This is a genomic window from Dyadobacter sp. 22481 (assembly GCF_052044875.1).
Taxonomy (GTDB): Bacteria; Bacteroidota; Bacteroidia; order Cytophagales; family Spirosomataceae; genus Dyadobacter; species Dyadobacter endophyticus.
Genome location: NZ_JBQENV010000001.1, coordinates 418,875 through 433,943, shown reverse-complemented (window position 1 = coordinate 433,943; position 15,069 = coordinate 418,875). Strand labels below are relative to the sequence as shown.

Here is a 15,069-nt window from a genome sequence, read left to right as displayed (position 1 = left end):
CCCTATTCCACTACCAGCCAGGTGTAGCTCTCCGCAGGTATCTCCACTTTGTAATCTACCTCGTAGTTACGACCCACCTTGTAGGATTGCGCTACGCCTTCTTTTACCCGGATCTTCACCGATTGATCTTTGCCGGTGTAGTATAATGGCAATTTGATATTTCTGACCATTTTCTCGCCCGTTGGATTGTACAGCATCACCAATCCTTTCGCGGGCAACTCGGGGTTGACGTGCATAATGCCGTCCCAATCGCGGCCGTCGGCGCGGCGGAGGTGGATGACGTCGGAATTGAGGATGTCGCGGTACTTTTTATACCAGCTGATTACATTGCTCACGGTCTTTTTCGTCTCGTCGGTATCGTACAGTCTTGGGCCGCGGTAGCATGCCTGCACACCGGCTCCATAGTACTGCATCATCAGTTGCTCGTAGGCATCCAGGTGCTCCGACAGCGGTTCGAGCACCGCCTCCGGCCCGCCGCCCTGGTATTTGGTGAGCGGCACAAAACCCCATACCATCGACGGCGTTTCATTCCAGGTCGCGTCGTAGATGTTTTGGCGGTTCAGGATTTTCTGTTGTTCGCGCGGGAGGGAAAAGTTCACCTCCCGGTAACCGAGGGCCACTTTGTTGGTGCCATCGAGGAAATACCAATCTGGCGCATTCACGTAAATACCATTTTCGGCACACCAGTGATAGAGGCCTTTTTGCAGCGCCATTTGCTTCCATTGCGAGTCGGCCAGGCCCTCGTGGCCCGGATGTGACGTGGACGCACAAACGTCGCCCGGATAAGGCCCGTCGTTTTCAAAAATATCGAAACCCGTGTAGCTCATGAATTTTTTTAGCTTATCCAGGTAAGCCAGGCCCCATTTGCTACCCATGCAGGGCGCATTACCGAAGAATGCGCCGCCGGTTTTACCCGTTTTTGGGTTAATGACGTCGTCCTCTTCGCTGATCTTCCGCGAGCTAAAAAGCGAATAGCTGCCGATCATGATCTTTTTACTGTGTGCATAGTCGGTCAGGTCCTTCCATTTTTTGAGGTTTTCGGGTGAAACATCCTCCATATTACAATGGCTTCCGAAGCTAAGGATCAGCGCTTCATAGCCCGTAGCCGCGCATTGGTCGATCGCCGTCCGCACCTGCTCGTCGTTTTTGCTTACCAGGTGCATGAAAATCGGGTTGACCGTCGTCCAGGGCGCGATGGTCCGGTACATTTTACGGATGGCCATCCCTTTGCGTTCGCGGTCGTAGCTATCCATCAGCAATTCGTACGTACGGATTGATTCCAGCTTTTCGCCCGCTTTAAGGCGCGTTCCCATAGCTACCTTCGGATGAACTTCGAGCAAACAGGGCGTCTGGTAATCGTAATTAACCTGCGAGGTATAGCTTTTATCTACCTTCCAATGCGTCGCCTGGTCGCTGAGCGGGTAACGCATGGCATTGTTGAATGCGAAATTGTTTTCAATGTACAAACCATTGGGCTTAGCCATTTCTTCCGGCTTGCCTACTACCGCGCTTTCCTCTTCCGTCACGGCCAGGATCTCGTTCACAACCTGATCGACCGTCATATCGTTCTTGCTTCTGTTTTCGATCGTCACCCATTTGGATACCAGCGGAATGCCGTCGAAGATCGCGTAATGCACGTATACATCCACGCCCGCGAGCGCGGGAAGCGACGAGCCGAAACGGAATGTTACCTCACTTCCGGTGGCATTTTTCTTGCTTCCTGCCCACATGGCGGTCTTCCATTTCAGGTAAGGCTCTATTTTCGAAATTTTCAGGTCGATGTAATGAAACGCACTGTCCGACACTTTCAGCTGATCGATCCACTGCGGCAGCAGGTACGCATTTTCTTTCTGCCCGTACAATCCGCCTACATTATAGGCGACGCCATTCACTACCACCCTCGCTTCGGGTTTCACCGCGCGGAGCAGTTGCTGGCCGTTGGTCAGGTTTTTGTATTCAATGCAAGCCAGGTCGGGTTTGAGCCGGAATGCCCTTTTCACCAGGCCATTGGACATGACGATATCGCCGGCCGATTGATCGATACGCGCTTTGGCGATGGTGGGTTTGACAAGCCAGTCGCTGTCCCCGCCGGCCGTTTGTGCGCGGGAGGAAAAACTGAGGAGGCCAAGTGCTAAAAGAAAGTATTTCATAAAAGGTAATTGGGAATTGATTAAGGGCGATTTAAAAGGTTACTGGTTGTGGCGTTTTCCTGCCATAGGTTCTTCCAAGGTTTTTCAAAAATACTACTTCCCCTCGCAAAGTCGCACCGTTTCACGCCGGGTACTATTGGTAATGGGCCATAACAAATTTTTTCCGGTCGATTTTAAAACAGATGACGACACCAGCCGCTCGGCGAGCAAATGGCTTTCAAATCCTCCCTTCCCGTCATAGGAAATGGTGATACGCTGGCCTTTATACGGTCGCAGATCGAATGCCTGCATATTCCAGGCCCGCGCCTTTTCGCTGAGCATGCCCGCTCTGGCATAACCGGCAAATTGGTTGATGCTGGATTTCGAGCTCCTTCGCGGGGCTACCGTCGCTCCGTTTATTTGAATCACCGGAAGCTCCGGATAGCCGATCAGCAGCAGGTCACAGCGGTTACCCGTGTCGGTAGGTACGGTCAGCGTGGTTTCCCTCTTACCGTTTGCTTTGCTTATATTGTTCCAAACGATCTTACCCGCAGGCTTGACAGATCGCATTGGTTTCCCTTTCCCGAATGAAAAAGCCATGGTCGCATAGCCCGGCAGCTCGATCACTATCTTGCCACCTGATTGGAACGCAGCAGGGTAAGCATCCTGATACGGGAACAGCACGGTTGCAGCATAGTTTTCTCCCTTTTTCTTGTAAAAACCCGTGCTTTCATCGAAAGGAATAATCAGTTTCTGTGTTTCCGCGCTGGGGTTACGGGCCACAAGAATGCCGTTTTGGTCATGCCAGCCTATATAGCCATAGGCCTGGCCTTCGTCGGGCCTGCCTCCCACGTACACCGTATTGTTGAGCGTTTCCCGGTTTTCCTTTGCCCAGCTATCTACGGTACAAAGCGCTTTCCATTCGTCGGGTTTTAGGGCGGAGGGCGTAATGTACCATTCTTTCAGCAGCGTACCCCGGCCGTAATGCATCAGCACGTGTTCCAGCCAGTCCTGCAAATCATCCTCCTTGCTTTCCATTCTGCCGTCGGAACTTTTGATGATCCCGTGGGTCATGAGGCGCGAGATGGGTACCAGCGGGCGGTCAGCGGCATTGCCCCACATGCGCCAGATGTACGTATCGCGGTCGGTGGAGGCCATGGCACGCGTTGAGATTTCCGGCCAGTTCCCATTGGTACCGTCGTCGCCGGCGAGCATCCACAGGTAGTCACCGTACATCAGCCACCAGGGCGAAAACCAGACCCAGTTGGTGAGGTTTTGTAAAATATCCGGTTTTACTTTCCGTGTTGCCAGCAGTACTTCGATGGCCGCATCCAGGTTCGCTTCGTGCCCGTGCCTGTCCGTAGCCGGGTGCCCGTTCCCTTCGCCCGTGTCGCTGAGCTCGTTGAAATCGTGTTTATAGTAAACCGCCCCTGTTTCTCTCACGATATGTTGCACCTGCCGCAGCAGTTCGCGTTTGTAGGCCGGCGCCGACAGGCTGTAATATCGCCTGAATTGTTTAAAGTACGGGTTAGGAATAGCCTCGCGATAACCGTTTTTCACTCCCCAGTCGATGTCATTGGTATAGCCGTTCAACGAAAGCCAGAATCCAAAGTCAACACCTTCCTTTTTGAGGTTGCCGGCGAGCTTTTTGACGTCCGCCCAGCCATTGGGGAAAAATTTTGGCAAAGGCTGCCAAACCGATTTTCTGTCTTGCCAGCCATCGTCGATCACCATGGCGTCGAGTTTCACGCCGTAGGGTTCCGTAGCGGTGCGGAATTCTTTATAAATATCGACCAACGCATTCCCGCTCAGGTCTTTCGCCCGTGGTTCGAACCAGTTGTTATAATGCAAAAACGACCGCGGTGCTTTCCACACCGTAGCCAGGTATTGTATGAATGCTTGATGGATCGACGAACCTGCCTGCGCAAATCCGAACACCGCTGTCTTGCTTTTGATACTGAAACGGACCGAGTCGGCGGTAGCGGCGTAACCCGGAAAATGCATCAGCCTGATCAAACCTGCCTTTCCGGCGGGCTCGATATCCCTTCCTTCAAGGTCGATGAAGCTGTAATTGCCTACTTTCTCATAATGCCTTGCATAATCGGCAGGCGTGTTGCCGTTGGTATGGCGGCTGTACCCGGCCGGATATTCGAGACCGGCAAACCATTTGTTGTCGATAAAAACAGGTTCTCCCCGTCCGCCGCCGGTGGCTGATTTTTCCACCTCAAAGCGCTCCACTTCCAAGCGGTCAACTGCGACCGGATCGCCGGCCGCGGTACCCGCATAATCCAGTGCGAGGGCTTTACGGATATGCCGCTGGCCTTCAACTGTAAAATAGGTAATGAGCAGCTTTTCGGGCACGCCCGACTTGCCCGCTATCGCCGGTTTGGGCCGGTAAGCGATCCTGACAAAACTGGTATCAGCCGAATGCGAACTGACCGGCAGGCCGTCGGCAACGAAATCGCCTACTGTGAAGCCCTTCTCTGCTTGCATGGGCAGGATGTGAAACTCGTCGCTCCGGGTAGTCAATGCAGTTTTGCCGGAAGCGTCCGCAAACCGGACCGTTCGCCATACCTGCCCGTCATAAGACAACACACGCTGGATCTGGTCATTTCGGATAACCAGCTCCTGCGCGAACGATGTTGTGGTAAAGCAAACGAGTATTCCTGCGAGAATGCCTCTCTTCATGGGTTTAGGAAAATTTGGTAAAAGAAATAAGGTGTCCCGTTACGCAGCTTGCATTCCGGGACACCGGTTTCATCTTACATCCCTTCCAGCGGGTCGAAAGTGCCGTCGCCCCAGCCTTTGGTTTGTTTCAGATTAGCATTTCCCTGAATGGTAGCCGTGCTTAGCGGCAGGAAATACATGTTTTCATTGTAAACCATCGGCGCATTGTCGCGGTCATAAAGCGTATAGGTAAAACCGCCTGGCTTCGAGGCATCGGTGTTCAGGATCATCGCATGACGTTTGTCTTTGCCCGTCATTTTCAGATGCATCAGCCGCCATCTGCGCAAATCCCACAACCTTTTCTGCTCGAATGCAAACTCGATGTACCGTTCGTCCTGGATAGCCTGCCGCATTTCCGACTGCCCCATGGAAGGGCTCAGCCCGTACAGCTTGCCTGCCAAAGATGCATCCCCAGGCGTCGTTTCATTGATGCCCGCGCGCTTGCGGATCTGTTTGAGCACGTCAAATGCCTCCGGCAGCTTGTTGAGTTCCATCGCCGCTTCGGCATAATTCATCAGCACTTCGGCGTAGCGCATATCGATGTAATCCGTTCCGGAGATTTGCGAATTGGTAATGTCCAACGACTCGTCCACCGTCTTTCTTGAATAATAGCCGGTGAGGCTGCCATTCTGCTTGCCGTAGGAATAACCGTTGCCGGAAGCGTCGGCATTCAGCTCCATGGTTTTGCCAAGATAAGAAGCGCCATTGTACACGACTGTGGTGTAGAACCGGTTATCCCTGTTCTGCCAGCTTTTGGTCACATCGCCTGCATATTGAGGATCGTTCCAGGCGGTCTTTTTACCGCTCTTCAATGGGAACGCGTCCACCATTTCCTGCGTCGGGTGGCAGCCACCGGTTGCATTCGCCGTAAAGTCTATCGGCCGCACGGCCGCGTCGCGGCTCTGCGTGCGCCCGGCGGGGTTCAGGAAGCGGATCGCGAAGATTACTTCCTTATTCATCTCAGCCAGGAACAATGCCGCATTGCTGTAAGTATCCACCAGCCCGACTCCTTTGGAAGAAAGGTAGGTGATGGCCTCCTTATTAGCGTCGTAAGCCGCCTGCCAGTGCGCCGCGTTATTGGTAGGGTTGAACTGCGGACTGGCACGGAAAAGCAGCACGCGGCCTTTCATCGCCAGCGCTGCGCCTTTGGTAACGCGCCCCAGGTCTGCGGCCGGATACGATTCCGGCAATTCGCCTGCCGCAGTATTCAGTTCGGAAATCACAAAATCGAAACATTGCTTCGTCGAGCTACGCGGCACGAGCAGGTCGTCTTCGCGCTCCTGTGCGGTAATTACCAGCGGAACGCCGCCGTAGCGCTTGATCATTTCGAAATAAACGAATGCCCGGATAAACCGTACCTGCCCTTTCAGCGTCGTTTTGACGGCCTGGTCAATGGTGCTGGACGGTTTGTCGATCTCCCGCAGGAACAGGTTCATTTTGCGAATATCGGCATAAGGCCAGTAAGCCGGCCCTCCGTTATCGATGGTGGTGGTACCCGAAATCCAGATACTGCCCCGGGAGGCTTCGTCCGTCGCATCGGCAACGGCCACATCCCAGGAGGGCACCGACAGGTAAACATTGTTCACAAATGCCGTCGCCAGCGCGGGGTCCGTCCACACGTCCCGTTCGGTAATAGCCGACAGGTTCTTTTTGTCCAGCACATCTTCACAGGAAATCAGTCCGAGGGAGCTCGCCAGCATAACAGCGCACAGGTATTGATATGTTCTCTTTCTCATTTTTGTCTAATTCTTTGATCAACTGAAACATTGTTACCCGTCCCGCTCAAAACCTGAGGGACAATCCCGCATTGTAGCTTTTCATGATCGGGTACTGGTATACGCCGAACGGACCTTCGATGGCTTCCGGATCGGAGACCTTGATTTTATCGAAGGTCAGTAAGTTAGCACCGGATACATATATACGTAACGCCCCGATACCCAGCTTGTTGGTCAAAGCCTTCGGCAATGAGTAGCCGAGCTCGACGTTTTTCAAACGAATGTAGTTACCGTTCATAAGCCAGAATGAGGAAGAAACCCGGCTCGCTCCGTAACTGCTCGCACCGATACCTCCTACACGCGGGTATTTGGCGTCGGGATTTTCCGGTGACCAGGAATCCGTCCATATTTTCAATATCGCCTGCTCGTCCCAAAGGTCGCTGCGGTTCGGAAATACGAGCTTACGGTTGGCAACGCCCTGCAACAGCACATTCAGGTCAAAGCCTTTCCAGCGCCCGCCGGTAGTGATGCCGTACATGATTTCAGGCGCCGTGCCCTGTTTCGATAGCACGACCATATCTTTCGAATCGATTGTACCGTCACCATTCTGGTCTTTCAGGATCACGTCCCCAAGCGACCATTCGTAGGTACCCCATTTGGGCAGGTTTTCGAGGTCGGCCTGGGTGCGGGCTATGCCGGCTGCTTCATAACCGGACAAATAACCCATCGGACGTCCTGTCGGGATTTGATAATCGAACGCGCCGGCTGCGTAATCCTGCTGCTTTACTTTGTTTCTTGCAAAACTGAAATTACCGCCCAGGAAATACTGTAAACCGTTTTTCAGGGTGTGGTCATGTCGCGCAACAATTTCGATGCCCTGGTTGCTCACGATGCCATAATTTTCTTTGGGGAGCGTAGCACCGAAAGTATTGGGTATTGAAATCACCCTCGAACCAAGAATATCGTAGGTATACTTTCTGAAATAATCCAGTTCAAAACTCAGCAATCCTCTCCACAGCGACCCTTCGAGACCGATGTCGGTAATTCGCGTTTTTTCCCAGGTAATGTTGTAGTTGGGCAATGCACCCGGCGCAATACCGGAAGTGGCCGAACCGAACACCGCACCGCTCGCAACGGAAAAGACGCTCTGGTAACCATACTCGGCCACATTTGCCCCACCATCATTCCCCAGCAAACCGTACGAGGCGCGCAGTTTCAGGTTGTCGATGTTTTTGAAATTGTTTTTAACAAACGATTCCTCCGACAAGCGCCAGCCTGCCGACACCGAAGGAAAGAAGCCCCAGCGGCCTTCCGGCGCAAATTTCAGGGAAGCATCCGAACGAAAGTTTGCTTCGAAGAGGTATTTCTCATTGTAAGAGTAAGTCACACGCCCAATGTAGCCCAACCTGCCGGTTTCGGAAGCGCTGCCGGTGGCGCTCTGGTTTTCGCTGGCGGCATTGCCGATAAATAGCTGCTCGATGGTGGGTGTCAGCAGCTTGTTGCGCATCCCGTAGAGGTAATTCCCGGTGCCTTCCGCCTGCTCGTACATTCCCATGATCGTCAGGAAGTGCTTTTCGTTGAATGTCTTTTCGTATTGCAATCCCGCGTTGAGCTGATAGGAATTAGCCTCGCTGAAAGACGCGTATGCGCTGTTCTCCCAGTCGCCCAGCAGCAGGCTGTTGGTTACTTCGTCCGTCAACAGGTGGTTGTGCCCGCCTGTGGTTTTGAACTCGGAAACCGGGTATTTTTTACGGACGGTCTTGTCGTAATCGTAGTATTTGCGGTAGTTGAAAGAGACGTTCGCTTTCAGACCGTCGACGTGCGGAATGGCATAATCCAGTTTCAGTATCCCATTGAATGTATTCTTCCTAATGCTTCTGAAACCGGCGTTGTCGATGAGACCGATGGGGTTCCACTGCTGGAATGCGCGGACGTACTTATCCCCTATTTTCCAGGGCATGAACGATGGTTTGTTCAGCAGACCGCGGTAAAGATCGTACATCCGGTCGTCGTCGCCGCCGTCGTACGGCCAGTACGGCCTGTCGCGTTTTTGGAGGCTGGCGTCTACCATCAATGCCATATTGAGGCCTTTCGCTATTTTGGCATCCACATTGGACCGTAGGTTAAAACGGTCGTATTTCAGGTTTTTGAACCCGCCATCCTGATAGTTATAGCCCAGACTGGAAAAGTACTTCACCTTTTCGCTCCCGCCCGACACGCTCAGGTTGTGCTGAGTGAAAACCGGGTTCTGCCAGGCGCCTTTAAACCAGTCGTAGTTGACGTTGTTGTTCCGGAAATAATCGATTTCGTCCTGCGTATAATACGAAGGGTCGGTAATGGGCCTGTTGTTGAACCGGGCCACATTGTTGCGGTACAATGCATGTTCATACGCATTCATACGCTCGGGGACTTTGCTGGGAGACTCCTTGCCCACGTATGCGCTGTACGTGAAGGTAGGCGCGTCCGCGGTGCCCCGTTTGGTGGTCACGAGGATCACCCCGTTGGCCGAGCGGGCCCCGTAAACGGCGGCCGAGGTCGCATCCTTCAATACCGAAATATTGTCTATTTCAGTCGTACTGAGCGCCTCGAAATCGCCGGCGGTGCGGACTATCCCGTCGATTACATAAATAGGATCTGTTGAATTGAACGTGCTTTTACCCCTGATGATCAGCGTACTCCCAGATCCCGGCGCGCCGCTTTTCTGCGTTGCGAACAAGCCTGCTATGCGACCCGCCAACGCATTGGTAATGTTCGCGGTGGGTACGTTTTTGATGGCGTCGGCAGACACCGTGCTTACTGCTCCTGTCATGGAAATCTTCTTCTGGGTACCATATCCCACGACGACCACCTCGTTCAGCGCGCTGGCCAACGGTTCCAGTTTAATATCCAGATAAGTCCTGCCTCCGATGGGCACTTCTTTGGATACAAATCCCACAAAACTGAACACCAGAATGCCGTCGCCGCCGGGCACGTCAAAGGAAAACTCGCCTTCCGCATTGGTGAGCGTGCCGGTGGTGGTGCCTTTGAGCAGGATGCTGACGCCCGCAAGCGGCACGCCGATCTCGTCGACTACCTTTCCCTTCACCGGCGCCATGTTGATCATCTGCGCCTCGTTCACTTCCACTTTCACTGGCGTGGGCGCTGCGGGAATGCGCGAGAGAATAATGTGCTTCCCGCTCAGCTCGTACCGGATGTTCATCGGCTGAAAAAGTTTGTCGAGCAGATAACCCAGCGGCGCGTTGGTCACTTTGAGCGTAACCACATGCTGCGACTGGCCAATCTGGGGCGTGTAGGAGAACCGCACGTCAGCGATCCTTTCCAGCTCTTTCAGTGCAGGTCTGAGTTTTACCTCTGTCAGGTTCAGGCTGACCCGACGACTCAACAGTTCCTGTGCTGACAGATCGTTAGCCCAGGAAACCCCCATACACACAAACGCCAGTAACGCCTGAACCAACGATATTTTCATACATTGGAATAGTAAATGTCTTGCTTGTTTCATACTTTTGAATCAGTTGTTCGTTTGAAAAATTCGGACACAAGCGATCCTTCCAACCTCTCCGGGATGCTAAGGATTAACACAGGCCAATGATGGAGCAAGCATCATTGGCCATGTTGCTTAAGAAGTATGGGATAGTAGTTATGTTCTCATGGGAAGAGGGATTTGGTTGAAAAGGTTAAAGGGTTAGGTAAGTCAAAAAAATATAGCGTTATGGTTTACATCCGGTGGTGGTGATCACTACCTGCGCGTCGATGATCTCGTACGACGCGCCGATCGTTTTGCAAACCACATTCAGTTTCTCCGGCAGGCTTTCATCTGAAAATGCGGCTGAAAACTGGCAATTTTCCAGTAATTCGGGGTTATAGACTACATTTACCCCATATGCTTTTTTAATATCTTCAAAAAACCTCACCGCGTAGGCGTCCTCGTATTCGAATCTGGGCAGGGATTTTATGTCGGGCAGCGATACGGGGTTTTCCACTAAGCGCTTGTCGAACAACTCCGCTTTCCGGTCGAACACCACAAGCTGGTTCGGCAGCAGCAGAATAGCTGACTGTTTCGGGGCACCAATTGCCCCATTATTCCTCACATTGTTCTGATAGACAGTCACTTTACCATTCAACACCTTTACCGTAACATCCGAGCCGTCGTCGAACGCGACTACCTCGAATTTGGTACCCAATACTTTGGTGACGACCTCGTTGGCATACACATAGAACGGCTTTCCGGCATTCGGAACCACATCCAGCGTCGCTTTTCCCGAGAGGTATACGCTGCGATTCTGCTGGTTATATGCGGAAGTAAAACTGACCTCGCTCTTCGGGGAGAGCATTACCGACGAACTGTCGGGCAGATAATAGAGCTCTGGCTGCGCCGATTTGTTGGTGTGCCGGGTTACTGTGGAAGTACTTTCCAATGCGGTGATGGTTTCGGCATAACGGCCTTGGGGGGAATTTTTCGGCCGCCACGCCAGGTAACCCGTCGCTATGACTGCCAATGCGACGGCGGCAGCGACAGCGGCTCTCCGGTACCAGCCCGAACTTTCCCGGAGCGGCTTTACCGGCGCGGCTTCTTGTGTGCGGATATCTGCGTCGTACGCTTCCGTGGTACGCAGGATCCTGTCGAGTAGCTTTGCTTCCTCTTCTTCGGAAAGATACGTTCTCGAATAGCTCGTCAGTCCCAGCAGCACCGCATTGAGCAGTTCCCCCGCTTGTAGCCATTCTGTTTTTTTGTGGGGATAGATGCCGAGGTACTCCGCCCAAAACGCCTCTGAGTTCGCCGAGGGAGCCAGGCGATGCCTCAGAAACTGATCGTCCGTTACGAAGTCTACCGGTCCAAAATGCTCGTATGTGTTGTCCACTGCAAGATTGTTTTACAGTTAGATAACAGATACTTCATTTTCATACTCGGCAGGTTGAATAAATTTTAAAAAAATTTTAAAAGTACCGGGAGTTACAAAATATTATTTTCAAAAGGAGCCGGATTGAAAAATGAAGAATGCCGCTAAAAGCCAGCCACGTAGTTTTTCCATGGCGCGAAATACCAGATTATGCGCCGACTGGGTATTGACTTCCAGCACCTGCCCTATTTCGTTGTAATCCATGTTTTCGACGAACCGGAGTCGGATGGCTTCCTGCTGGCGCGGTGGGAGCCGGGCAACCATGCGTGTAAGCAGTTCCTCCCTGCTTGCCGATTCCTCCTTTTGTGTGAGGATATCTTCTGCGGAGGATTCGAACCACAGGTCCTCGAAATTCTCCTGGGGCACAAACATATGCGGGCGCTCCTGCCGTTTCAGCAAATGCAATATCCTGTTTTTCAACGCAACAAACAGGTACGAACGAATGTTGTCGGGAACAGTCAGCCGCTCGCGTCTGATCCAGATCTCGGCAAAAACATCATGAATGCAGTCTAGGACGAACTCCTCGGAAATAGACACCAGGCTCATCCCGTAACGGTACATTGCCTTCACGTGCAATCCGTAGATTGCCGCATAAGCCTCTTTGCTGCCAGAAAGGAGCTCCTTCCAGCATTTTGTTTCATCTGTGGGTTCGCCGGCCATTGCCTGGATATTTTTCACCGGTAAAGTGAAAGATAAAAAACCTTAAATACAAAAAAATTTCACGGTTTGGGGAAACACCCCCATTTTCTGGTCGCGGTACGATTTTTGTAAGGAAAATGGTCTCACCTGTTCTTCACTTTCAGTTTAACCACTTTTCGATCAGCCACTTATGAACACACTACCACTCTGGCTCGCATTTACGGGCCTTCTGATGCCGGCGGCCGACGCCTGGCAAACCGCCGGGGGCCGTCTGGTCGCAACGGTTGTTAAAAGTCCCCTGAATGAAAATGTCGGCTATTTCTTTGCCCTGCGGCAAGTGCCTCTTGCCGACAAGCATTACATTTTTTCAGCAGATCTTCTGAAGAAAGCTGTTTTTGTCGACGGGGACAAGAACATCTTCCTGAGCCACACCATGACCGTGAAGAGTGCCAAAGGATTCGAGATGTACTTTTCAGCAACCGACTATAACATTACCCTGGCTGTAAAAGAGGCGAAACGAATTGACGACGGGACGACGGAGTACAAGGGTACGTTGTTCGTCCGGCATGGCTCTGAAAAGCACAAGTTCGCCGTGCATGGCTTCCAAAATCGTTGAGTGAAGGTATTACATCCGTGCTGTTCCGTTGCCTGGGACAGGCTTATACCTATTTGGCACAAATCTCCACCTCATTCCGGTGGATCTGAGGTAGCATTGCGGTGTCGCTCAAAACTTCACCCATGCTATTATGAAAAAACTGTTCTACTTACTGCTGGCATTATCGCTAACCACCCAGGCATTTGCCCAAAATGAATTTATTACCCGATGGAACCTGGCCAATGTCGGATCAGGACTGACGCAGCTCTACTTTGTAATCAATTCCACCGGGCCCGTCAGTTACTCCTGGGCGGAAGTATCGCCGGGTAGCGCCTCGGGCTCGGGGACATTTACCGGACCGATAAGCATTATCACCGGGCTGCCTGCGGGTGCTACGATCGACGTCAGTATTAGCCCCACCAATTTCAGTAACATCATTGTCGGTGTAGGCGGCGACGCGGAACGGCTGATTGATGTCCGGCAGTGGGGAACGACCGTATGGACAACTATGGCGACAGCGTTCCTTGGTTGCTCCAATTTGCAAATCAGCGCAACCGATATGCCCAATCTGAGCCTGGTTATCAGCATGGCACGGATGTTCTCCAGCTGCAAGGTATTGACCGGACCGACTAATATAGGTGCCTGGAATACCGCCAGCGTCACGAACATGAGCGCGATCTTTGAAAATGCTTCCGTGTTCAACCAACCCATCGGTACCTGGAATACAGCGAATGTAACCAACATGTATGGTATGTTTTCCAATGCCGCCGCATTTAACCAGCCGATCGGCAGCTGGAACACAGCCAACGTATTGAACATGAACAGCATGCTTTTTGGCGCCAAGGCCTTTAACCAACCCATCGGCAACTGGAACACCGACAAGGTTACCGATATGAGGGGCATGTTTCTGGACGCCTATGCATTTAACCAGCCCATCGGCAGCTGGAACACCGCTAATGTGACCGATATGAGCCTGATGTTTCTGAATGCCTCCGCATTTAACCAGCCGATCGGCAGTTGGAACACAGCCAAGGTTACCGGCATGACCTTTATGTTTAACAGCGCCACGGCCTTCAATCAGCCGATCGGCACATGGAATACCGGCAATGTTACCGATATGAGTTTCATGTTTCAGCATTGCCAGTTCAACCAGCCGATCAATGGCTGGAACATCGGAAAAGTCACAACGATGAGGGGCATGTTTGCGAACGACACGCTCTTCAATCAGTCCATAGGCATATGGAACACCGTTAATGTGACGGATATGAGCTCGATGTTCGCTGGCGCTAAGGCATTTAACCAGCCGATCGGGAACTGGAATACTGCCAATGTTATCAACATGAACAGGATGTTTCAAGACGCCTCCGTATTTAATCAGCCCATCGGCACCTGGAACACCGCCGGCGTCAGGGATATGACGTCGATGTTTTTGAGCGCTCCGGCCTTCAACCAACCCATCGGGACCTGGAACACCGCCAACGTGATGGCTATGGAGAGCATGTTTCAGGGTGCAACTCAATTTAACCAGGCCATCGGCGGGTGGAATGTAGCTAGCGTGGTGGATATGAGTAGCATGTTTTTCAGTGCCAAGGCCTTTAATCACCAGATCGGCGACTGGACTTTCAGTGCGGCCGTCAACCTGGGCAGTATGCTGAATAACAGTGGACTGGACTGCATTAATTACAGCGCCTCGCTAATCGGATGGAGCAACAACGCCCTCACGCCCAACGATCTCGAACTTGGCGCATTCCAACGACCATATGGCACCAATGCGGTGGCCGCGCGTACCAACCTGATCACCAACAAGGGCTGGATAATCAACAACGATGAGGCTTCCGGGACGAATTGTGCTTTACCCGTGAGGCTGATCAGTTTCACTGGCCAACAGCAGGGCAACGCCGTTTTACTAAACTGGAAAACAGCCGGTGAAGAAAACAATGCAGGCTTTGAAATCGAAAGGAGTGCTGATGCCCGGAAGTTTGAAAAAATCGGTTTTGTCGACGGCAGCGGGGATGCCAGTGAAGTGAGGAAATATGATTTTACGGACTCAAACCCATTCCCGACCAGTTACTACCGCCTGAAACAGATCGATTTTGACCATACGTTCGAGTATTCCAGTATTATCTCGGTCAAAAGTCATGCGGCGATGTTTGGAATTTACCCTAATCCGGCTCAAAACCAACTATTTGTGAAGAATGTGGGAACGAACAATGAAGTATCCATTTCCAATATTGAAGGAAAATTGTTACTGAAAAAAGAATTCAATGCAGCGGCACCCATTGATATTCATGCGCTTCCTCCCGGACTATTTTTTGTCAAAATCGGGGCGGAAACGCAGAAGCTTGTAATCCAGCGATAGCATTAAA

The 15,069-nt window shown here is 52.1% G+C and carries 8 protein-coding genes; 2 read left to right on the top strand and 6 right to left on the bottom strand.

All coding sequences use genetic code 11. The annotated features are described in order from the left end of the window. Window positions 1-2: 2 nt before the first annotated feature. The 6 genes from ACTJJJ_RS01600 to ACTJJJ_RS01575 form a co-directional block, all read right to left on the bottom strand. Window positions 3-2,150 (bottom strand): alpha-galactosidase, encoded by a 2,148-nt coding sequence (locus ACTJJJ_RS01600; protein ID WP_440701250.1) that lies wholly within the window; start codon window positions 2,148-2,150, stop codon window positions 3-5. Window positions 2,151-2,243: 93 nt separating this feature from the next. Further along, complete coding sequence (locus ACTJJJ_RS01595) at window positions 2,244-4,817, bottom strand: hypothetical protein (protein WP_440701249.1); 2,574 nt, start codon at window positions 4,815-4,817, stop codon at window positions 2,244-2,246. Window positions 4,818-4,891: 74 nt separating this feature from the next. Continuing rightward, window positions 4,892-6,592: a RagB/SusD family nutrient uptake outer membrane protein gene (locus ACTJJJ_RS01590; protein WP_440701248.1), complete on the bottom strand. Its 1,701-nt coding sequence runs from the start codon at window positions 6,590-6,592 to the stop codon at window positions 4,892-4,894. Between the two features lie 46 nt (window positions 6,593-6,638). Further along, window positions 6,639-10,037, bottom strand: a complete 3,399-nt coding sequence (locus tag ACTJJJ_RS01585; protein ID WP_440701247.1) for a TonB-dependent receptor — start codon at window positions 10,035-10,037, stop codon at window positions 6,639-6,641. Window positions 10,038-10,278: 241 nt separating this feature from the next. After that, the gene (locus ACTJJJ_RS01580) at window positions 10,279-11,430 is read right to left on the bottom strand and encodes a FecR family protein (RefSeq protein WP_440701246.1); all 1,152 of its coding nucleotides are present in this window, start codon (window positions 11,428-11,430) and stop codon (window positions 10,279-10,281) included. A gap of 108 nt (window positions 11,431-11,538) precedes the next feature. After that, window positions 11,539-12,147 (bottom strand): RNA polymerase sigma factor, encoded by a 609-nt coding sequence (locus tag ACTJJJ_RS01575; protein ID WP_229221813.1) that lies wholly within the window; start codon window positions 12,145-12,147, stop codon window positions 11,539-11,541. Between the two features lie 151 nt (window positions 12,148-12,298). Between ACTJJJ_RS01575 and ACTJJJ_RS01570 the strand changes: the two genes are divergently transcribed. Both ACTJJJ_RS01570 and ACTJJJ_RS01565 read left to right on the top strand, forming a co-directional pair. Next, window positions 12,299-12,724, top strand: a complete 426-nt coding sequence (locus tag ACTJJJ_RS01570) for a hypothetical protein (RefSeq protein WP_188931400.1) — start codon at window positions 12,299-12,301, stop codon at window positions 12,722-12,724. A 130-nt stretch (window positions 12,725-12,854) separates the two neighbouring features. Then, window positions 12,855-15,062 carry a BspA family leucine-rich repeat surface protein gene (locus tag ACTJJJ_RS01565; RefSeq protein WP_440701245.1) on the top strand — a complete coding sequence of 736 codons (2,208 nt, stop codon included), beginning with the start codon at window positions 12,855-12,857 and terminating at the stop codon, window positions 15,060-15,062. The last annotated feature ends 7 nt before the right edge of the window (window positions 15,063-15,069 follow it).

Excerpts from the sequence above, each read along its gene's own strand:
- ACTJJJ_RS01570 (WP_188931400.1), top strand. The coding sequence starts at position 12,299 with ATGAACACACTACCACTCTGGCTCGCATTTACGGGCCTTCTGATGCCG.
- ACTJJJ_RS01595 (WP_440701249.1), bottom strand. The coding sequence starts at position 4,817 with ATGAAGAGAGGCATTCTCGCAGGAATACTCGTTTGCTTTACCACAACA.
- ACTJJJ_RS01565 (WP_440701245.1), top strand. The coding sequence starts at position 12,855 with ATGAAAAAACTGTTCTACTTACTGCTGGCATTATCGCTAACCACCCAG.
- ACTJJJ_RS01590 (WP_440701248.1), bottom strand. The coding sequence starts at position 6,592 with ATGAGAAAGAGAACATATCAATACCTGTGCGCTGTTATGCTGGCGAGC.
- ACTJJJ_RS01600 (WP_440701250.1), bottom strand. The coding sequence starts at position 2,150 with ATGAAATACTTTCTTTTAGCACTTGGCCTCCTCAGTTTTTCCTCCCGC.
- ACTJJJ_RS01585 (WP_440701247.1), bottom strand. The coding sequence starts at position 10,037 with ATGAAAATATCGTTGGTTCAGGCGTTACTGGCGTTTGTGTGTATGGGG.